General features: G+C 77.1%; 17 protein-coding genes. 10 read left to right on the forward strand and 7 right to left on the reverse strand.

Annotated elements, in window-relative coordinates:
- Positions 1–45: 45 nt before the first annotated feature.
- The 4 genes from AB2L27_RS09215 to AB2L27_RS09230 all read left to right on the forward strand — a co-directional run bounded on the left by AB2L27_RS09215 (position 46) and on the right by AB2L27_RS09230 (position 4,154).
- Positions 46–636 carry a response regulator gene (locus AB2L27_RS09215; protein WP_370441315.1) on the forward strand — a complete coding sequence of 197 codons (591 nt, stop codon included), beginning with the start codon at positions 46–48 and terminating at the stop codon, positions 634–636.
- Between the two features lie 206 nt (positions 637–842).
- Positions 843–2,603 (forward strand): phosphatidylglycerol lysyltransferase domain-containing protein, encoded by a 1,761-nt coding sequence (locus tag AB2L27_RS09220; protein WP_370441189.1) that lies wholly within the window; start codon positions 843–845, stop codon positions 2,601–2,603.
- Between the two features lie 58 nt (positions 2,604–2,661).
- Positions 2,662–3,069: a GntR family transcriptional regulator gene (locus AB2L27_RS09225; protein WP_370441190.1), complete on the forward strand. Its 408-nt coding sequence runs from the start codon at positions 2,662–2,664 to the stop codon at positions 3,067–3,069.
- Positions 3,066–4,154 carry a DUF5808 domain-containing protein gene (locus AB2L27_RS09230; RefSeq protein WP_370441191.1) on the forward strand — a complete coding sequence of 363 codons (1,089 nt, stop codon included), beginning with the start codon at positions 3,066–3,068 and terminating at the stop codon, positions 4,152–4,154. Before AB2L27_RS09225 ends, AB2L27_RS09230 begins: the two co-directional genes overlap by 4 nt.
- Positions 4,155–4,158: 4 nt before the next feature.
- Here the strand turns inward: AB2L27_RS09230 and AB2L27_RS09235 are convergent, their stop codons facing one another.
- Positions 4,159–4,560, reverse strand: coding sequence for a hotdog fold thioesterase (locus tag AB2L27_RS09235; RefSeq protein ID WP_370441316.1), 402 nt, complete (start codon positions 4,558–4,560; stop codon positions 4,159–4,161).
- Between the two features lie 62 nt (positions 4,561–4,622).
- Between AB2L27_RS09235 and menD the strand changes: the two genes are divergently transcribed.
- Complete coding sequence (gene menD / locus AB2L27_RS09240; RefSeq protein WP_370441192.1) at positions 4,623–6,299, forward strand: 2-succinyl-5-enolpyruvyl-6-hydroxy-3-cyclohexene-1-carboxylic-acid synthase; 1,677 nt, start codon at positions 4,623–4,625, stop codon at positions 6,297–6,299.
- 37 nt (positions 6,300–6,336) lie between these two features.
- Here menD and AB2L27_RS09245 read toward each other — a convergent pair whose 3' ends face one another.
- A complete protein-coding gene (locus AB2L27_RS09245; protein WP_370441193.1) occupies positions 6,337–8,016 on the reverse strand; it encodes a diguanylate cyclase in 1,680 nt (559 codons plus the stop codon).
- Between the two features lie 439 nt (positions 8,017–8,455).
- On the opposite strand from AB2L27_RS09245, the gene AB2L27_RS09250 reads away from it, so the two are divergent.
- From AB2L27_RS09250 to AB2L27_RS09260, 3 genes are read left to right on the forward strand one after another with little or no spacing between them, the layout of a single operon-like run.
- Positions 8,456–9,181 carry a demethylmenaquinone methyltransferase gene (locus AB2L27_RS09250; RefSeq protein ID WP_370441194.1) on the forward strand — a complete coding sequence of 242 codons (726 nt, stop codon included), beginning with the start codon at positions 8,456–8,458 and terminating at the stop codon, positions 9,179–9,181.
- 45 nt (positions 9,182–9,226) lie between these two features.
- On the forward strand, positions 9,227–10,507 hold the full coding sequence (locus tag AB2L27_RS09255) for a geranylgeranyl reductase family protein (protein ID WP_370441195.1): 1,281 nt from the start codon (positions 9,227–9,229) through the stop codon (positions 10,505–10,507).
- A complete protein-coding gene (locus tag AB2L27_RS09260; protein ID WP_370441196.1) occupies positions 10,504–11,556 on the forward strand; it encodes a polyprenyl synthetase family protein in 1,053 nt (350 codons plus the stop codon). Before AB2L27_RS09255 ends, AB2L27_RS09260 begins: the two co-directional genes overlap by 4 nt.
- Before the next feature lie 73 nt (positions 11,557–11,629).
- Here AB2L27_RS09260 and AB2L27_RS09265 read toward each other — a convergent pair whose 3' ends face one another.
- From AB2L27_RS09265 to AB2L27_RS09275, 3 genes are all read right to left on the reverse strand, one after another.
- On the reverse strand, positions 11,630–13,249 hold the full coding sequence (locus tag AB2L27_RS09265; RefSeq protein ID WP_370441197.1) for a methyl-accepting chemotaxis protein: 1,620 nt from the start codon (positions 13,247–13,249) through the stop codon (positions 11,630–11,632).
- Between the two features lie 120 nt (positions 13,250–13,369).
- Positions 13,370–14,395 carry a non-homologous end-joining DNA ligase gene (ligD, locus tag AB2L27_RS09270; protein ID WP_370441198.1) on the reverse strand — a complete coding sequence of 342 codons (1,026 nt, stop codon included), beginning with the start codon at positions 14,393–14,395 and terminating at the stop codon, positions 13,370–13,372.
- Complete coding sequence (locus AB2L27_RS09275; RefSeq protein ID WP_370441199.1) at positions 14,392–15,438, reverse strand: ATP-dependent DNA ligase; 1,047 nt, start codon at positions 15,436–15,438, stop codon at positions 14,392–14,394. The genes ligD and AB2L27_RS09275 overlap by 4 nt, the downstream gene beginning before the upstream one ends.
- A 70-nt stretch (positions 15,439–15,508) precedes the next feature.
- Here AB2L27_RS09275 and AB2L27_RS09280 point away from each other — a divergent pair, with 70 nt between their 5' ends.
- Both AB2L27_RS09280 and AB2L27_RS09285 read left to right on the forward strand, forming a co-directional pair.
- Entirely contained in the window at positions 15,509–16,765 is a 1,257-nt protein-coding gene (locus AB2L27_RS09280) for a four-carbon acid sugar kinase family protein (RefSeq protein WP_370441200.1), read from the forward strand.
- Positions 16,762–17,412: a DUF998 domain-containing protein gene (locus AB2L27_RS09285; RefSeq protein WP_370441201.1), complete on the forward strand. Its 651-nt coding sequence runs from the start codon at positions 16,762–16,764 to the stop codon at positions 17,410–17,412. Before AB2L27_RS09280 ends, AB2L27_RS09285 begins: the two co-directional genes overlap by 4 nt.
- Before the next feature lie 7 nt (positions 17,413–17,419).
- Here AB2L27_RS09285 and AB2L27_RS09290 read toward each other — a convergent pair whose 3' ends face one another.
- Both AB2L27_RS09290 and AB2L27_RS09295 read right to left on the reverse strand, forming a co-directional pair.
- The gene (locus tag AB2L27_RS09290; RefSeq protein WP_370441202.1) at positions 17,420–18,226 is read right to left on the reverse strand and encodes a hypothetical protein; all 807 of its coding nucleotides are present in this window, start codon (positions 18,224–18,226) and stop codon (positions 17,420–17,422) included.
- A 13-nt stretch (positions 18,227–18,239) separates the two neighbouring features.
- Entirely contained in the window at positions 18,240–19,982 is a 1,743-nt protein-coding gene (locus tag AB2L27_RS09295; RefSeq protein ID WP_370441203.1) for a bifunctional lysylphosphatidylglycerol flippase/synthetase MprF, read from the reverse strand.
- Positions 19,983–20,031: the final 49 nt, after the last annotated feature.

The raw sequence follows: 20,031 nt of genomic DNA on the forward strand, positions 1-20,031 counted from the left end.
GTCGTCGTCGTCGACGACGAGGCCCTCGTCCGGTCGGGGCTGACGATGATCCTGCACTCCGGCGCCGACGTGCGGGTCGTGGGTGCCTGTGCGGGGCACGAGGCCGTCGCCCTCATCGCCCGGGAACGGCCCGACGTCGTCCTGCTGGACGTGCGGATGCCGGTCGTGGACGGGCTGACGGTCCTGGCCGAGGTCCTGCGCGCCCCGTCCCCGCCGGCCGTGGCGATGCTCACGACCTTCGACACCGACCAGCAGGTCGCGCAGGCCCTGCGCGCCGGGGCCTGCGGGTTCCTGCTCAAGGACACCGACCCCGCCGGGCTGCTGCAGGCGGTGCGGACGCTGGCCGCGGGCGGGGTGGTGCTCTCCCCGCGCGCGGCCCGGACCCTGCTCACCGACCACCCCGAGGCCGTCGGCCCGCCGCCGGAGGTGGTGCGGCGGCTCGCCTCGCTGACCGCGCGCGAGCGCGACGTGCTCGGGCTGCTGGCGCAGGGGCTGTCCAACGCCGCCATCGGCGCCGAGCTTGCCCTGGGGGTGGGCACGGTCAAGGACCACGTCAGCTCCATCCTCGGCAAGCTCGCCGTCCGCAGCCGGATGCAGGCCGCCCTCCTGGCCCGGCAGGTGCCGCCCGCCGGCTGACCCCGGCCACCCGCTCGCGCAGCCCCCGCGTCGTCCCCCGCGTCGTCCCCCGCGTCGTCCCCCGGGGGGAGGCGCCCCCCGCCGTCGGAGGGGGGCCGGTCGTGGTGATCCCGTCCCCGGGACGGACGCGGTGCCGCCACCGCCCCGGGCACCCTCGACAGCGGGGGACGGGCCGGGGGGCCGGCGGGACGCAGGGGGGCGGGGTCGTGAGCACGGACGTGCGCGGCGAGGTGCGGACGGGGGGACGGGCGGCGGCCCGGGCGGGGGCCCGGGACGCCGCACCGGGCCGGTGGGGGGACCGGGCCCGGTCGGAAGCGGCCCGGGCGGTGACGTGGGTGTTCGTCCTGTCCGGGGTGCTGTCGCTGGCCATGGCCGTCCACGCCCCCCTGTCGGACGGGGCCCAGCGCGCCGTGCCGGTCGTGGTGGACCTGGTCTTCGCCACGAGCTGGCCCAGCCTGGGCTACGGGACGGTCCTGCTGCTGCTGGCCCGCTCGCTGCACCAGCGCAAGCGCGCCGCGTGGTGGACGGCCGTGGTCGTGACGGGCCTGAACGCCCTGTTCAACGCCCTGTGGAGCGCGGTGTACGAGGTGACGCTGCCCCTGGGGCTGCTGCTCGTGCAGCTGTCGGTGCTGGGTCTGCTGGCCCTGGCCCGGCCGCGGTTCCCGGTGCTGCCCTCGCGGCTGGGGGTGCGTCGGGCCGTGCGCACCGGCGGTGGTGCCGTCGCCGCGTGGCTGGCCGTCGGCACGGGGCTCGTCCTCGCCACCCAGGAGCACGCGGGCGCGCTGTTCGAGCGGGTCTGGTACGCCGCCGCCGGCACGCTGTTCTCGGTCGACAGCTTCGTGGTCTTCCCCGACGGGGTCCTCGTCCCGAGCTGGGTCGACGTCGTGCTCAACGCCGCCGGCACCGTGCTGGTGCTGCTCGTCACCTGGCTCCTGTTCCAGCCCGCCGCCGACCCGGCCGCGCTCGGCGCCGACGAGGACCGGTTGCGGCACCTGCTGGCCACCGAGGGCGAGGGGGACGCGCTGGGCTACTTCAGCCTGCGCCGGGACAAGACGGCCGTCTTCGCCCCCAACGGGCGGGCGGCCGTGGTGCACCGCGTCGTGGGCGGGGTGAGCGTGGCCAGCGGCGACCCCGTCGGCAACGAGACGTCCTGGCCCGCGGCGGTGCAGGCCTGGCGGGACCAGCTCGCGGCCCACGCCTGGACCCCGGCCGTCGTCGGCACCTCCGAGGCGGGCGCCGCGGTCTACCACCGCGCCGGGCTGCAGGTCCTGGAGGTGGGCGACGAGGCCGTGCTGGACGTGCCGGCGTTCAGCCTGGAGGGGCGGGCCGTCCGCTCGTTGCGCCAGGCCGTCAACCGCGCGCGCCGCGGCGGGACGCGGGTGCAGGTCCGCCGTCAGCGCGACGTCGCGGCCGGGGAGCTGGCCGAGCTCGCCGCGTGCGCGGCGGCGTGGCGCGAGGGGCGGGAACGGGGGTTCTCGATGGCCCTGGGGCGGCTGGGGGACGCGGCCGACCCCGACCTGCTGGTGGCGACGGCGCGGGGGGCCGGGGGGGAGCTGCTCGCGGTGCTGACGTTCGTCCCGTGGGGTGAGCACGGGGTGTCGCTGGACCTCATGCGCCGCCGGCCCGAGGCGCCGAACGGCACCGTCGAACTGGTCGTCACCGACGTCGTGGCCTTCGCTCGCGAGCGCGCCCTGGAGCGCATCTCGCTGAACTTCGCGGTGTTCCGGTCGGTGTTCGACCGGGGGTCGCGGCTGGGGGCGGGTCCGGTCCTGCGCCTGTGGTACCGGGTGCTCGTCGTGTTCTCGCGGGCCTGGCAGCTGGAGCAGCTGTACCGCAGCAACGCCAAGTACCAGCCGTGCTGGGTGCCGCGCTTCGTCTGCTTCGAGCGCACGGCCGACCTGCCGCGGATCGGGCTGGCCGTCGCGCGGGTCGAGCAGTTCCTGCCGGGACGTCCGCACCGGTCCTGACCCTCGCCCATCTGTCCCACCTGTACTAGTGTTGGTGTGACAGATGGGGGGTGGGTCGGTGAGTGCACCGCTGCTCGAGCTGGACCCGACGTCGCCGGTCCCGATCTACCAGCAGATCCGCGACCGCGTCGTGGAGGCCGTCGCCGCCGGCGCCCTGCCGGCCGGGGCCCCGCTGCCGTCGGTGCGGTCGCTGGCGGCCGGGTTCGGCATCAACACGGCCACCGTCGCCAAGGCCTACGACCGCCTGCGCGCCGAGGGCCTGCTGCGCACCACGAGCAAGTCCGGGTCCGTCGTGGCCCGCGGGCCGGGGGACCCGCCGTCCCCGCCGCACGTCCTGGACGACTGGCGGGCCCGTCTGCGGACCCTGCTCGCCGAGGGCCACGCCCACGGCGTGCCCGACGTCGTCGCCGTCTGCCGCGAGGTCTTGGGCGACCTCGCACCCCCCACCCGCGAGGAGGCGTCGTGAACCACGCCAGCACCACCGCCGCGATCGGCGTCGGCGCCTGCCTGCTCGTCGGGCTGACGCTGCTGCTCGTCCCGTCGCTGTCGGCCCGCACCCTGCCGCTCGGCGTCGCCGTCCCGCGCGAGCGCGCCGACGCCCCCGTCGTGCGGCACGCCGTGCGCCGCTACCGGGTGGTGGTCGTGGCGCTGACCGCCCTGGCCGCCGTCGTCGCCGGCCTCGTGCCGTCCCCGGCGGGGCTGCTGCCGTCCACCTACGGCCTGCTCGTCCTCGGGTTCGCGGCGTTCGTGGTGTGCCGCAGGCCGATCCAGACGACGAAGACGGCCGAGGGCTGGTTCCGGGGCGTCCCCGTGCGGCTCACCGCACCCCTCGGCGACGTCCCCCGCCCGCCGGTGCCGGTGCACTGGTACGTGCTCGCGCTCGCCCTGGTGCTGGCGACGGCGGCGTTCGGCTGGACCCGCTACGACGCGCTGCCGGACCCGTACCCGACGCACTGGGGCGACGGCGGCCTGCCCGACGCCTACGCGGCCCGGTCGTTCTGGACCGCCTTCGGCCCGCTGCTGGTCGCCCTCGGGCTCACGGCCTTCCTGCTCGTGCTCGCCCGGCTGGTGCGGCTCGCCCCGCTGCGCCCGCGCGCCGGCGACGCCGACCCCCTCGCCCGGCCGCTGGCGACCGAACGCGCCGGGCAGTCGCTGCTGGGGGTCAGCGCCCTGCTGGGAGCGGGGCTGGTGTGCGCGATCGTCGTCGACGGGTGGCTGCACCCGGACCGGTTGCGCTGGACGGCGTCCACCCTCGGGGTCTTCGGGGCCGGGCTCGTCGTGGCCGTGGTGGTGACCGTCGTCCGCAGCCGGGTGGGCGGTCCCGCGCCGGCGCCGGGTGCCCCGGACGCGCCCGACGACGACCGGCACTGGCGCGGCGGCCTGCTCTACGTCAACCGCGAGGACCCGGCCCTGCTGGTCCCCAAGCGCGTCGGGGTCGGCTGGACGCTCAACGTCGGTCACCCCGCCGGGCGGGTGCTCACCGCGGTCCTGCTGCTCCTGGTGCTGGCGGGCCTGGGGCTGGGGGTCGCCGGGACCGTCCTGGGGTCCTGACCCCTCAGGACCCCTCGGCGGCCCGCACGTAGTTCGTGATGCGCGCCGTGCACAGCCGCCGGCCCTCCTCGTCGGAGATGACGACCTCGTGGCTGGTGAGCGTGCGGCCCAGCGAGATCGCGGTGGCGACCCCCGTGACGGTCCCCGAGCGGGCCGAGCGGTGGTGGGTGGCGTTGATGTCCGTGCCCAGCGCGAGGCCGCCGGGCCACACGTGCAGGTAGGCCCCGACCGAGCCCAGCGTCTCGGCCAGCGCGCAGCTCGCCCCGCCGTGCAGGAACCCCGCGACCTGGGTGTTGCCCTCGACGGGCATCGTCGCCACCAGGCGCTGCGGGCTCATCTCCAGGAAGCGGATCCCCAGGCGGTCCACCAGCGTGTCCGCGGCGAAGGTGGCGAGGATCTCGTCCATGGACGGTGGCGATGCGGTCACCGCGGCAGGCTGCCACACGCCGCCGGGCGCACCATGGAGGGGTGAACCCCTCGACCGCCCTCGCGACGGTCCTCGTCGACGCCCTGGTCCGGCTCGGCCTGCGACACCTCGTCCTCAGCCCCGGCTCGCGCAGCGCGCCGCTGGCCTACGCGGCCGCCCGCGCCGCCGACGAGGGCCGGCTGCGGCTGCACGTGCGCATCGACGAGCGCAGCGCCGGGTTCCTGGCCCTGGGCCTGGCCCGCGCGGGCGAGCTGGTCGCGGTCGTCACCACGAGCGGGACGGCGGTGGCCAACCTGCACCCGGCCGTCCTGGAGGCCCACCACGCCGGGGTGCCCCTCGTCGTGCTCACCGCGGACCGCCCGCACGAGCTGCGCGGGTCCGGGGCCAGCCAGACCGCCGACGCCCAGGCGCGGACGTTCCTGCCCTCGGTGCGCCACAGCGCCGACCTGCCCGCCCCCGTCGACCCCGCCGCCCAGGCCCCCGCCTGGCGCTCGGTGGTCTCGCGGGCGGTGGCCGCCGCCCGGGGGCTGCGCGGCGACGGGCCGGGGCCGGTGCACCTCGACGTGGGCTTCGCCGACCCGCTGACGCCCTCCCCGGACACCCTGCCGCCCTCGGCCACCGGACTCACGCTCGTGGCCGGACCCGGTGCGCCGCAGCCGGTCGTGCTGGACCGGGGACCGCGCACGCTGGTGCTGGCCGGGGACGCGCCCGACCCGGCGACCGGGCGCGCGGCCCGCGAGCTGGCCGAGCAGGGCGGCTGGCCGCTGCTGGCCGAACCGAGCTCGGGGGCCCGCGGCGGCCCGCGCGCCGTGGGGGCCTACCGCCTCCTCCTGGACGCCGAGGACGGCCAGGGCCGCCTCGGCGACGTCGAGCGGGTCGTCCTGTTCGGCCACCCCACGCTGTCGCGGCCGGTGACCCGGCTGCTGGCGCGCGGCGACGTCGAGCTCGTCGTCGTCAGCCCCGACGGCACCTGGCCCGACGCCGGGTTCCGCGCCTCCCGCGTCCTGGCGGCCGCGACCGTGGCCGGGCCCGCCGGGGACGGGGAGCAGGAGTTCGCCGCCCGCTGGGACCGCGCCGCGAAGCTGGCCGCCGACGCCGTGGACGCGGTCGTGGACGCCGAGAGCGCGCTGACGGGCCCGTGGGCGGCCCGCGAGGTCGTCCGCGCCTGCGCCGCCGACCGCTCGGTGCTCGTGGTGGCCGCCAGCAACGCCGTGCGCGACGTCGACCTCGCCGGGCCCCCCGCGGGCGTGCGGACGGTCTCCAACCGGGGCCTGGCCGGCATCGACGGCACCCTGGCCACGGCCGAGGGGGTCGCCACGGCGCTGGGGCCGACCCGGCTGCTCGTGGGTGACCTGGCCTTCCTGCACGACGCGAACGCGCTGCTGCCGGTGCCGGGGGAGCGGCGCCCGGACCTGACCGTCGTCCTCGTCAACGACGACGGCGGGGGGATCTTCGAGACGCTGGAGCACGCCGCGGTGGTGGCCCGGTCGACGTTCGAGCGGGTCGTGGCCACCCCCCACGGCGTCGACGTCGCCGCCCTGTGCGCCGCCTTCGGCGTCCCCCACGTGCGACCGGCCACGCGCGCGCAGGCCGCGGCCGCCCTGGCCGCCCCGCCCGCGGGTCTGCGCGTGGTGGAGCTGGTCACCGACCGGGCCGCCGTGCGCCCGCGGCTGGAACGCCTCACCGCCGCCGTGCGGGCCGCGGTCCTGGACGCCTGAGGGACGCGGGGCCGCCCGGCCCCGGGGCCCCGCGGCGTCAGGCGTGGTGGCGGCGCTTGTGCGCGTACATGCCCGCGTCCGCCCGCGTCAGGGCGGTGCTCACGTCGTCCCCGCTCCCCGGGGCGGGCACGGCGGCGACCCCGAGGGAGACGCCGACCGTGATCTGCACGGCGTGGCCCGGCAGCGTGATCGGCTCGGTGACGGCCTCCCGCAGCCGCTGCAGCAGGTGCCGGGTGGCCGTCGTCGCCGGGGGGCCGGTGTCGAGGAGGGCCACGAACTCGTCGCCCCCGAACCGGGCGAGGACGCCGTGCCCGTCGATGACGTCCGCGGCGCGCCGGGTCACGACGCGGAGCACCTGGTCGCCGGCGTCGTGGCCGAAGGTGTCGTTGACGGCCTTGAAGCCGTCGAGGTCCAGCAGCGCGACGCTCCAGCCGGTCCCGCCGGTGGGGTCCGCCGGTGCCGGGCCGGGCTGCGCCGGGACGAGCCCGGCCCGGCGGTGGGGCCCGGGCGCCGGGTGGTGGCCCGCGGGACGGTGCTGGTCGGGGTGGTGCTGGTCGGGGTGGTGGTGCTGCAGGTGGCGGCGGGCGAAGGCCGTGAACCCGCGGCGGGTGTAGGCGCCGGTGAGCTCGTCGCGGCCCGCGGCGGCGGCGTGCTGCTCGTCGCGGTGGGCGCGCACCAGCCGGAGCCCGGCGTGCAGCAGGGACAGCGCCACCGCCGCGGCGGCCGTCCCGACGGTCGCCGCCTGCACCTCGTCCCCGCCACCGTGCTGGGGGGCCACCACGTGCGCCGTGGCGAGGACGGCGATGACCACCGGCAGGACGAGCTGCACGACGACGGCGGCGGTGACGCTCAGCCGGGGGTGGGGGCGGGCCGGGGGCGGCGGCAGGGCGGACTCCGGGCCGGTGGGGCGCGGCGCGGGGTGCAGCCACGTGACCAGGACGACCACCGCCCCGGTCACCGTGACGACCACCCCGACCGTCCAGCCGGGGGAGGAGGCGCGGGCCAGGCCCACTGCGGTGAGCGCGTCCCCGAGCACGAGCCCGACGACACCGGTCGCGGTGGCGACCAGCTGGCGCAGCTGACGGCGGGGAGGCCGGGCCCGGGACGTGAGCGCACGACCCACCACGGCGGCTGCGACGGCCGTGACGACGACGTCGAAGAAGGAGTAGACGGAGTAGCTCTTGCCCTCCGTCACGACCGCTCCCACGGGGGTGAGCAGCAGGACGACGGCGGCGGTGCAGGCGCTGGCCTGCAGCAGCACCAGGGCCGAGCTGCGGTCCAGCCCCCCGCGTCCGGTCCTGCCCCGCCGTGCGGCCCGGGGTGCCGGTGCCGGTGCCGCGTCCTCCACCTGCGCCGGGGGGCGCACCGCCGGACCGCCGAGGCCGGGAGGGACGGCGAGGTGCAGCAGGAGCACCAGCGCCAGGTAGCGCACGATCTCGGCGGCGACGGTGAAGCCCGGTTCGAACTCACCCGCGGCGTAGTCCAGACCGCCGGGGTCCACGCTCAGCAGCCAGTAGCCGTCACCGAGCAGCGTCAGGCCGAAGTAGGCGGACAGGAGGAGCAGGGCCCGGCGGGCGTGGGCGGTACCGGTCAGGAGCGCGCACCCCGCCGCGGCGGTCGTCGCGGCCACCTCCAGCGCGAGGACGCTGGCGTCGAAGGCGTGCGTGCGCCCGGCGATCAGGCTCCACGCGCAGGCGACGACGAACGCGCCGGGCACCAGCAGGGGCAGACGGCGGCTCCGGAGCGGCGGTCGTGCTGCCGGGTGTCGTCGCTGCGGCCCGCGGAGCCCGGCCCGGCGAACGGCGTGGTCGGGACGGGCAAGGCACATGCCGGACGCTCCGAGGCTCTCGCCGGCCGCGGGACCCCGGCCGGGGTGGTGACGTGGGCGGTGCTGCGCCGTGCCGTGGACGGCCGGTGCGGACCCCCGGGACGGCACGGCCGGGGAGGCGGACCGCACGAGGGCCGACGCACGACGATCATCCCATCGGCGACCCCCGGACCGGCCTCGATCGAGCACTTCCACCCCCGGAAGGGGGTCAGCGGGCCGCCCGCCGCGCGGGAGCGTGCGACGGCCCACCGGGCGGGGTGTCGGGGATCACCGCCCCCGGGCGGGTGACCCGGACGGCGGGATCGTCCGCGGCTGCGAGACTGGGGGGGTGGGTACCCCCGACGTCTCGACCCGGCGCGAACTGGCCGACCTCAGCAAGCGACCGGCCCAGGTCGCGGGCATGTTCGACGACGTCGCGGAGAAGTACGACCGCACCAACGACGTCCTGTCCGCCGGGCAGGACCGGCTGTGGCGCCGGGCCGTGCTGCGCGCCGTGGACGCCCGGCCGGGGGAGAGGGTCCTGGACCTGGCCGCCGGCACCGGCCGCTCCAGCGAACCCTTCGCCGACCGCGGCGTCCTGACGGTGCCGTGCGACTTCTCCGCCGGCATGGTCCGCGCGGGCAAGCGCCGCCGTCCGGACCTGGGGTTCGTCGTGGGCGACGCGACCCGGCTGCCGTTCGCCGACGGGGTCTTCGACGCGGCGACGATCTCCTTCGGCCTGCGCAACGTCGTCGACCCCGACGCGGGGCTGCGGGAGATGGCGCGGGTGGTGCGCCCCGGTGGCCGCCTCGTCGTCTGCGAGTTCTCCACGATCCCGAACCCGTTGCTGCGCAAGGCGTACACGGCCTACCTGCACCACGGGCTGCCGCGGGTGGCGCGGCTGGTGAGCTCGCACGGGCAGGCCTACAGCTACCTGGTGGACTCCATCGACGCCTGGCCGGACCAGGCCGAGCTGGCCCGGCGCATCGGTGCGGCCGGGTGGGAACGGGTCGCCTGGCGCAACCTGTCCCTGGGGGTCGTCGCGATGCACCGGGCCGTGCGCGCCGCGGCCTGAGGGGGACGACTAGTCTCCGTGAAAACTTTCACGAGCGGAGGGGCCATGCAGACGCAGGACGCGGACGTGCTCGTCGTCGGGGCCGGGCCGGCCGGCTCGACGCTGGCGCGGCACCTCGCCGACGCCGGCCGGCGCGTCCTGGTGCTGGAGAAGTCCTCCTTCCCCCGCGAGAAGGTCTGCGGTGACGGGCTGACGCCGCGCGCCGTCCACGAGCTGGACCAGCTCGGCCTGCGCACCGGCACCTCCGAGGGCTGGATCCGCAACAAGGGGCTGCGCCTGCTCGGCGGCGGGGTGCGGATGCAGGTCCCGTGGCCGGAGATCACCGACTTCCCCGACCACGGCCTCGTCGCGACGCGCTCGAGCTTCGACCAGGCCCTGGTCGAGCACGCCCGCGCCGGGGGAGCGACCGTCGCCGAGCGCACGAGCGTCACCGGCCCGGTCCTGGACGAGCGCACCGGCCACGTCGTCGGCGTCACCGCGCGCCCGGTCGACGAGAAGGGCCGCAGGGCGGGGGAGGAGCGCACCTACCGCGCGCCCGTCGTCGTCGCGGCCGACGGCGTCGGTGGCCGCCTGGCGCTGTCGATGGGCCTGGCCAAGCGCGACGACCGCCCGCTGGGCATCGCGGTCCGCACGTACTTCACCAGCCCCCGTCACGACGACGACTGGATGGAGGCGTGGATGGAGCTGCGCGAGGGCGACAGCTCCACCGGCCCGCTGCTGCCCGGCTACGGCTGGGTCTTCGGCGTCGGCGACGGCACCTCCAACGTCGGCCTCGGCGTCCTCGACCCCGGCTCCGGGGACATCGACTACCGGGACCTGCTGCGGCGCTGGATGTCCGGGATGCCGCCGGAGTGGCGCTTCCGCGAGGAGGACCAGGTCGGCCCGATCCGCGGCGCGGCCCTGCCGATGGCCTTCAACCGGACCCCGCACTACACCCGCGGGCTCGTCCTCGTCGGCGACTGCGGCGGCATGGTCAACCCGTTCAACGGCGAGGGCATCGCCTACGCCATGCAGTCCGGGCGGCTCGCGGCCCGTGCCGTCGACGACGCCCTCGCCGCCGGTGACGAGCGCGCCCGCGAACGGGCGCTGCAGTCCTACCCCGCCGCGGTTCGCGCGGACCTGGGTGGGTACTACACGCTGGGTCGTGTGTTCGTCTCCCTCATCGGCCACCCCGAGGTCATGCGCGTCGCGACCCGGTTCGGGCTGCCGCGCCCCGGCCTGATGAAGCTCGTCGTGAAGCTCCTGGCCAACCTGGCCGACCCGACGTCGAAGGACGCCACCGACCGGGTGGTCGTGGCGCTGAAGCGATTGGCCCCTGCCTCGTGAACCCGTCCGCGAACACCGCCCGGAACGCCTCCGGCCAGGCGCAAGGCGCGCTGCCGACCACCGACCCCGCGCTCGAGGACGCGCTGCGGGACGACCTCGACGCGGTCGAGGTGCGGCTGCGGCGCGCCGTGAGCACGACCGACCCCATCGCCGACGCCCCCGCCCGGCACCTCGTGGAGGCCGGCGGCAAGCGGGTGCGGCCCATGCTGACCCTCCTGGGCGCCCACCTGGCCGCCCCGGGCGGCGCCACCGTGCCCGCGCAGGTCCTGGAGGCGGCCGTCGTCTGCGAGCTGACCCACCTCGCCTCGCTGTACCACGACGACGTCATGGACTCCGCGCCCACGCGCCGCGGAGCCCCTGCGGCGCAACAGCTCTACGGCAACAACACCGCCATCCTCATCGGTGACCTGCTCTTCGCCCGCGCCTCCAACGTCGTCGCCGCCCTCGGGCCCGAGGCCGTCCTGCTGCAGGCCGAGACCTTCGAGCGGCTCTGCCTGGGGCAGTTGCACGAGACCGTCGGGCCCCGGCCCGAGGAGGACCCCGTGCGGCACTACCTGGACGTGCTGAGCGACAAGACGGCCTCCCTCATCGCCACCGCCGGCCGCTTCGGGGCGATGTTCGCCGGCGGCTCCGAGGACGTCGTGCGGGCGATGGTCCGCTACGGCGAGGACGTCGGCGTCGCCTTCCAGCTCGCCGACGACGTCCTGGACCTGGCCGGCGACCCCGACGAGTCCGGCAAGCGCCCCGGCACCGACCTGCGCGAGGGCGTCCCCACGCTGCCGGTGCTGCTCGCCCGCCGCGCCGCCACCGAGGGCGACGCCGACGCGCGCGCCGTGGTCGACCTCGTCGACTCCGGCCGCCTCGCCGACGACGACGTGTTGGCCGAGGCCGTCGCTGCCCTGCGCGCCCACCGGGTCACCGGGGACGCCCGCGCCACGGCCCGCGAGTGGGCGCACCGCGCGGCCACCCACCTCGCCGACCTGCCGCCCTCGCCCGCGCGCGAGGCGCTCGAGGCGTACGCCGCGACCGTCGCCGACCGGGTGGCCTGAGCCGCCGGCGCGCACCCCCGGGGGACCCCACGCCCGGCCCGCGGCCCGCGGGGACGGGGTCAGCCGGGACGGGTCAGACGCGGAAGCGGCCGACGAGGGCGTTGAGCTCGCCCGCCATCCGGTGCAGGTCGTCGGTCGCGGCGCGGGTGCCGGTGACGACCCCGGCGGTCGTGCGCGCCGAGCCGCTGATCCCGCGGATGCCCTCGGAGATCGACTCCGAACCGGCCGCGGCCTCCCCGACGCTGCGGCTCATCTCGGCCGTCGTGGCGGACTGCTCCTCCACGGCCGAGGCGATGGTCACCTGGTGGTCGCTGATCTCCCCGACGACCTCGGCGATGCTCTCGATGGCCCGCACGGCCTCGGCGGTGTCGGCCTGGATGGACCCCACGCGGGCGGCGATGTCCTCGGTCGCGCGGGCCGTCTGGGCGGACAGCTCTTTGACCTCCCCGGCGACGACGGCGAAGCCCTTGCCGGCCTCCCCGGCCCGGGCGGCCTCGATGGTGGCGTTGAGGGCGAGCAGGTTGGTCTGCTCGGCGATGGCGGTGATGGCCTTGACGACGTCGCCGATCTGGGTGGAGCTGACCCCGAGGCGGGCCACGGTCTCCCCGGCCCGGCCGGCGAGGTCGTCGGCGCGGGCGGCGACCGCGGTGGCCTCGGAGGCGCCGGAGGCGATGTCGCGGATGGCGGCCTGCATCTCGCCGGCCCCGGCGGCGACGGTCGCGACGCTGGCCGCCACGGTGGCGGCGGTCTCGGCGGCCTCGGCGGCGACCGCGGCGGTCTGCCCGGCGGTGGAGCCGATGCGCTCGCTGTCGGCGGCCAGCCGGGTCGAGGCGGCCGACAGGGACGCCGAGGAGGACGCGATGGCGGACACGGTGCTGCGCACGCTGTCGCGGGCCCGTTCCAGGGAGGCGGCCATCTGCCCGACCTCGTCGTGGCTGTCGACGTGCGCGGCCACCGTGAGGTCCCCGCCGGCCATGGCCTCCAGCGACCGCGACACCTCCCGCAGCGGGCGGGTGATCGAGCGCACGACGGCCAGGCCGATGGCGGTGGACAGGCCCAGCCCGAGGGCGAGGCCGACGACGACGAGGGTGCGCGAGCGCGCGGCCGCGTCCGCGGCGTCCTGCGCGCCGGCCCGTGCCGCGGCGTCCTCGGCGGCCTCGATGGCGTCGAGGGCGTCGGCGGCCCCGCTCACGACGGGCTGGGCGAGGGAGGACTCGGCGGCGGCCCAGGCGGCGAGGTCACCGGTGTCCGAGGCCGGCAGGAGCCGGCCGTCCCGGACCTGGCGCCACTGCGCCCAGGTGTCGGTGAAGACCTCCCAGTTCGCCGGGTCGGCCAGCGGGGTCGCGGCGTACCGCGCGGCCCACTCGTCCAGCTCGGCGTCGCTGTCCCGGATCTCCTGCGCCACCTCGGCCTTGCCGGCCGCGTCCGGGGTCGCCGCGTGCTGGGCGACGAGCATCCGGGTCTTCAGCTCCTCCTGGTGCACGCGACCGAGGGCGGTCAGGCCCACGACGCTGTCCTGGTAGAGCTCCTCGGAGCGCGTCGTGCCCTCGTGCAGGGCGGTGAGCGCGCCGGCGCTGACGGCGACGGTCACCAGGCCGAGGGCGCCGAGGGCGCTGAGGACCTTCGTGCGGACGCTGCGGTCGGTGAACAGGGACCGGGTGGGACGGGGCGTGCGAGCGGCGGTGCTGGACATCTGGGCTCCCGGGGGGTACCGCCGGGACGTCCCGGCTCCCCTTCCCTGTCGGTCGGTACCCGGTCCCGCTTGAACGGTTCCACTCCGCGTCCACGGGTTCCGCAACGGCCCGCCCCGGGGTCAGGGGTTCCGCGCCCGCGACGGCTGCACGCGCTTGGGCTCCCCGGGCACCTTGGGGTAGGTCGGCGGGTAGGGCAGGTCCCCCAGACCCGCCTCGGCGTCGGCCTCGGCCAGCGCCAGCAGCGGGTCCAGCGAGTGCGCCCGCTCACCCCGCCGCGCCCACAGGTCACCCACCTCGGCGTACCGGGCCGGGAAGCTCGTCAGCGTGAAGTCGTCCGGGTCCAGGTCGTCGGTCAGCTCCGCCCAGCGCAGCGGCGCCGACACCGTCGCCCGCGCGGTGCGGCGCAGCGAGTAGGCGCTGGCGATCGTCCGGTCCCGGGCGTTCTGGTTGTAGTCCACGAACACCGCCTCACCGCGCTCCTCCTTCCACCACGCCGTGGTGACCAGGCCGCCGGCGCGCCGTTCCACCTCCCGGGCCAGCGCGATCCCGGCCCGGCGCACCTCGGTGAAGGTCCACCGCGGCTCGATCGGCACGACCACGTGCAGGCCCCGCCCGCCGGAGGTCTTGACGAACCCCTCCCAGCCCAGCTCGGTCAGCAACGGGTGCAGCACGTCGCGGGCCACCGTCCGCGCCTGCGCGAACCCCGTGCCCGGCTGGGGGTCGAGGTCGACGCGCAGCTCGTCGGGGTGGTCGACGTCGGGGGCGGTGCACGGCCAGGGGTGGAAGGTGATCGTCGACTGCTGCGCGGCCCAGACCAGGGTGGCCGCGCCCGTGGGCCGCACCACGTCCGCCGAGCGCCCCGAGGGGAACGTCACCCGCACGGTCTCGACGTGCTCCGGGGCCGACCGCGGGACGCGCTTCTGGTAGACCTCCTCGCCCTCGATCCCGTCGGGGAACCGCTGCAGGTGGGTGGGCCGGTCCCGCAGGGCGGTCAGCAGCCCCGGGGCCAGGAGCCGGTAGAACTCCACGACGTGCCGCTTCGTCCCGGCCGCGCCCAGCTCCGGGTAGTACGCCTTGTCCGGCGACGTCAGCCGCACGGGCGTGCCGTCGACGTCGATCTCCTCGGCGGGGGCCTTCGGGCTCACCGCGACGCCCCGGACAGGACGTCGGCGAGGTCGTAGCCGACGGGGACGTCGAGCTGGTCCAGCCGGCACTCCCGCGGCGTCTTGTCCGGCCGCCACCGCAGGAACCGCGGGTTGTGCCGGAACCGCCGGTCCTCCAGCTGGTCGTACTCGACCTCGCACACCAGCTCCTGACGCACCGGGACCCAGGAGTCGTCCCGCCGTGCGTTCCACCGGTTCTTCTCGCCCGGCGCCGGTTCGTCCCCGGTGCGCAGCGGCGCGAGCAGCTCGAGCAGCTCGGCCCGCCGCTTCGCCGTGAACGCCGTCGCCCCGCCCACGAACGCCACGCCCTCCTCGCCGTCGGTGTGCAGGCCCAGCAGCATCGACCCGATCCCCGGCAGGTTCTTGTGCAGGCGGTACCCGACGACGACGCAGTCGGCGGTCCGCCGGTGCTTGACCTTCGTCATGACCCGCTGCCCCTGCTCGTAGGGGGCGGCCAGGGGTTTGGCGACGACCCCGTCGAGCCCGGCGCCCTCGAACGTCGTGAACCACCGCGCCGCCACGGCCGCGTCCCGCGTGGCCGTCGTGACGTGGGTGACCGGACCGCACCCGGCGAGCGCCGCCACGAGCCGCGCGCGCCGCTCGGCCGTGCTCAGGCCCGTGAGGTCCTCGGTGCCGAGGGCGAGCAGGTCGAAGGCGACGAACTGCGCGGGCGTCTCCCGCGCCAGCTTCTCCACGCGGCTGGCGGCCGGGTGGACGCGCTGCGAGAGCAGGTCCCAGTCCAGCCGGCCCCCGTCGGGCCGGGGCACGAACACCTCCCCGTCCACCACGCAGCGCCCGGGCAGCTCGGCCCGCACCGCGGCCTCCACCTCCGGGAAGTACCGGGTGAGGTCCCGGCCGGTGCGCGAGCCGAGCACGACCTCCTCGCCGTCGCGGAACACGAGGCAGCGGAAGCCGTCCCACTTCGGCTCGTACAGCCACGCCGGGCCGTCGTCGGGCTGGGCGGGGACGGCGGTGCCCGCCCGGGCCAGCATCGGGGAGACGGGTGGGTTCACCGGCAGGTCCACGACCTCCACCCTGCCGCACCGGGCGCGGCGGCACGAGAGGTCGCACCGGGGGTCTGGTCTACTGCGGGGCGTGAGCCACAAGACCGTCGTCCTGGACGACGACCCGACCGGGACGCAGTCGGCGACGGGGGTGGGGGTGCTGCTGCGCTGGGACGCCCCGCACCCGCCCCTGGCCGACCTCCTCACCGACGCCCTGCGCGAGGCCGACGGCGTCTACGTCCAGACCAACTCCCGGGCGCTGGAGGAGTCCGCGGCCGTCGCGCTCGTCACCGGCATCCGCGACGCCGCGCGCGAGGCGGGACGGCGCCTGGGCGCCGACGTGCGGTGCGTGCTGCGCGGCGACTCCACCCTGCGCGGGCACGTCGTGGCCGAGACGGACGTGTTCACCGGCCCCGACGACGTCGTCCTGTTCGTCCCGGCCTTCCCCGCCGGCGGTCGCACCACGGTCGAGGGCGTGCACCTGGTCCGGACCGCCGAGGGGGACGTGCCGGCGGGACGGACGGAGTACGCGGCCGACCCGGTCTTCGGGTTCAGCAGTTCCCGGCTGAGCGACTACGTGCGGGAGAAGTCCGACCGCACGCCGGTGCCGCTGGCCGACGCCGCCGCCCTGGCCCGGGCCCTGGACGAGGCCCCCGCGGGGGCCGTCCTGCTGCCCGACGTGCGCGACGACGCCGACGTGCGGGCCCTGGCCGACGTGGTGCGCGCCTGGACCCCGCCGCCGGGGCGCGACGTCGTCGTGCGCTGCGCCGCCCCGCTGGCGGCGGCGCTGGCCGGGGTGAGCAGCCGGGGGTTCCTGCCGCGGCCCCTGCTGCCGGGCACGCCCCGCGTGCTCGTGGCCTGCGGGTCGCACACCGACGGTGCCCGCGCCCAGCTCGAGGCGCTCGCCGACCGGCACGGCCCGGCGCACGTCCTGTCCACGGCCGACGCCCTCGCCGACCCCGTCGCGGCGGGGCAGGACCTGGCCCGCCGCGCCCGCGCCGACCTGTCCGGCGGGCTGGCCGTCGTCGCCACCGAACGGGTCCGCTCCGGCGAGCACGGCACCCTCGACCACGGCGAGCGGGTCATGACGGCCCTGGTCACGGCGGTGCGCCTGCTGGTCCCCGACGCCGACGCCGTCGTCAGCAAGGGCGGGATCACCGCGGCCGAGGTCGCGCGCACGGGGATCGGCGCCGACACCGCGCACGTCGAGGGCCAGGTGGCCGCCGGGATCTCGGTGTGGCGGATGCGCGCCCCGGACGGGCGGCGCGACGTCCTGCAGGTCGTCGTGCCCGGCAACGTCGGCGGCCCGGACGCGGTCGCCGACGCCGTGGCCGCGCTGGGCCGGTGAGGGAGCGCGGACCCGCCGCCGGTCCCGCCCTCACCGCCCCCGTCGTGGCCGCGGTCGTGGCGGCGGTCGTGGCGGCGGTCGCGAACGCGAACTTCCTCCTGGCCCCCTTCGTCGGGGCCCGCATCGACCTCGCGACCGGTGTCGTCAGCGAGCTGTCGGTGCCCTCCGAACCGGGGTCGGTGTGGTTCCGCCTCGGTGACGGCACCGCCGGCGTCCTCGCCGCGGTGCTCGGGATCGTGCTGTGGCGCAGCGGTTCCCGGCACGGGAGGTTCCGCTCGGCGTGCCTGCTGGCGTTCGGGGTGGGGACCTTCGTCTCGGCCGTGGTGCCCATCACGTGCGCGCCCTCGCTCGGCCCGTGCCCGGCCTCGTCGCAGACCGCCGAACTCGTCCACGACGGCGTCTCGGTCCTGGCCACCACGGGCGCGGTGCTGGGGGGCCTCGAGCTCGCCTGGCGCGCGCGGGGGGTGCTGAAGGTGCTCGCGGTCCTCGTGGCGCTGGTCTCGGCCGGCTGCGGGCTCTACGAGGTCGTGACGTTCCTGCAGGGCGGCAACGGCGGCGGGGGGGACTCCCAGCGCTGGCAGGTGCTGGCCGTCTCGGCGTGGCTGGTGCTGGAGGCGCTGAGCTGGCGGCGGCCCGCGTCGGGGTAGCGGCCGTTCACGTCTCCTCGGGGACCGCCGGGGACCCGGCGAGCACGACCGAGCAGCCCACGACGACGACCAGGGCCACCGCGGTCGGCGCCCACCAGCCGGGCCGCACGACGTCCCCGAGCAGCCCGAACCCGGCGACGGCCGGCACGACGACCTCCACCGACCACAGCAGCGCCGTCGCCGGCCCGACGGGACCCTTCTCCAGCGCGGCGGCGTACGCCAGCGTGCCGGCGACCCCGGCCACGGCGAGCGCCCACGCGAGGGGTTCACCGGCGACCCGCCACGCCTGCGACCACGCCCCGGGCAGCGTCAGCGCCCGCGCCCCCAGCGCCGCGACGGAGTAGCCGAGCCCGGCGAGCACCGCGAACGTCGCCGACCCGCTGCGCCGCAGCACGAGCACGGCGAGCAGCAGCAGTCCCGCGGCCACGCACAGCGCGACCTGCCCACCCGGCCCGACGGTGGGGGAGGGCTGCTCGGTCCCGGCCCCGCCGACGACGCCGAGGGCCGCGACGAGCGCCAGCACGGCGGCGGTGTCGCGCCGGCGCAGCCGGGAGCCGAGGAACACCCGCGCCAGCACGACCGTCAGGGCGAGGGACCCGGCCAGCAGCGACTGCACCGCGAACGTCGGCAGCCGCCGCAGCGCCACCAGCGACAGCAGCCACGCCAGGCCGTCGACCCCGAGGCCGGTGAGGTAGAGGGGTGAGCGGGTCAGCGCGGCGGCCCCGGACCCGCCGCGCACCCCCACGGCCTGCAGGATCGAGCCGGCCGCGTACCCCAGGGCGCCCAGGACGGCCGCGGCCAGTGCCAGTTCCACGTCGCCGCCCCGCTCAGGACGCCGTGGACGGCGCGGTGGCGGGCCGGCGGCCCAGGAAGCGGCCGATGACGGGCAGTTCGGCGACCCCCTCGGCGTCGGCGATGGTGAAGCCCTGCGCCGCGGCGAACTCCACCGAGTCCAGCACGACGTAGCGCGGTCGCCACTGCGGGTCGTACTTGGCGTTGAACCTCCACAGCGACTCGATCTGGGCGCTGCGCGACAGCGCGTGCAGGGCCCGGCGGCCGAGCCCGGCCAGGACGCCCTCGCGCTCCCCGGCGACGACCTCGCGCAGCACCGCGAAGTTCAGGCCCAGCCCCCGCATCCCGTGCTCGGCCAGGTGCGCGGCGGTGGCGACGATGAGCGCGTCGGTGAGGCCGTTGGGCACGTCCTGCGCGGTGGAGCGGCGCATGACGTCCAGGGAGTACCCCTGCACCTTCGGGGCCGGGGCCCACTGGACGAACCCGGCCGGGCGGCCGTCGGCGAAGCGGGCGAGGCTGACGAGCACGCCGGTGTCGGCGGGGTCGAACAACCGCGACAGCGTCATCGAGTACCCGCGCTCGGCCTCGCCGTGGCGCGACTGCCCGGCGATCGCCAGCAGCTCCGCCCGCACCGCCTCCGGCATCGTCGGGCCGTCGTGGAACTCCACGGTGATCCCGGCCCTGGCCACGCGGTTGACTGACCCGCGCAGGCTCTTCATGCCCGAGCCCTTGAGGGAGAACGTCGAGCAGTCCAGCACGGCCTCGTCGCCGAGGTAGACCGGCCGCAGGCCGACGGCCTCGTAGGAGGGCAGCCACTCCGCCGAGGCGCCGACGACGGCCACCGACCACCCCGAGCGCTCGACGTGCTCCAGGAAGTCCACCAGCAGCGCTCCCCGGCGCTCGGCCGGGCCGATGGGGTCGGGGGAGACCAGGCACACGCCGTTGCGGACGCTGTGGGCCACGACCCCCTCGCCCTCGGGGTAGGTGGCGAAGAAGAAGTCCTTGTCGTCGCGCAGGGCGAAGAAGTCCAGGGTGTCCCCGCCGTGCGCGGTCACGACGGCCCGGGCCCGTTCGCGCTGGGCCAGGCGCTGCCCGGCGGTCAGCACCGGGGGCCGGTGCGGGCTGAACAGCAGCCACGCCAGGACGACCAGCAGCGTCAGGCCCAGGGCCAGCAGCGAGGGGGTCAGCAGCGGCAGCACCACGTGGTCCTCGTCGCCCAGGCGGGGCAGCGGGCGGCTGTCGTCCCCGACGAGCCGTTCCACGACGGCGGCCGTCGTCTCCCGCGGGTGCCGCTCCTGCCCGACGGCCACGACCAGCGCGGCGGAGACCGCCAGCGTCAGCACCGTCCCGCCGACGAGGACGCGGACGGCGCGCCGGGCGCGGGCGGGGCTGGGCAGCACCGGGAACGCGCGGGCGTTGGCCAGCAGCCAGACGAGGGCCGCGACGTCGAGGACGGCCTCCTCCACGTCGATGCCCTTGACCAGGTGCAGGACGACGGAGACCGCCAGCAGCCCGACCGCGGTGCCCCACGCGAGCCGCTGACCGCGCCGCAGACCGCCGGCCAGCAGGAGCAGGGCCAGCGAGACCGGCACCAGGACGGTCTTGCCCAGCAGCGGCACGCCCAGCGGCAGGACCTCCAGCAGGGGGCCGAAGCGCTCGCGGGCGGGGGCGGTGACCGCGGACAGGAGGCCGAGGACCGCCAGCACGGCCACGGCCCCGGCGCCGAGGCGGCGGGTGCGGGCGCGGCGGGCACGGCCGGCCAGGAGCGGGGGGAGCACGAACAGCAGTCTGCTGGTCCACCGGCGCTCACCGCAGCGGCACAGCCGA

This window comes from Kineococcus halophytocola, from assembly GCF_041276425.1.
GTDB lineage: Bacteria > Actinomycetota > Actinomycetes > Actinomycetales > Kineococcaceae > Kineococcus > Kineococcus halophytocola.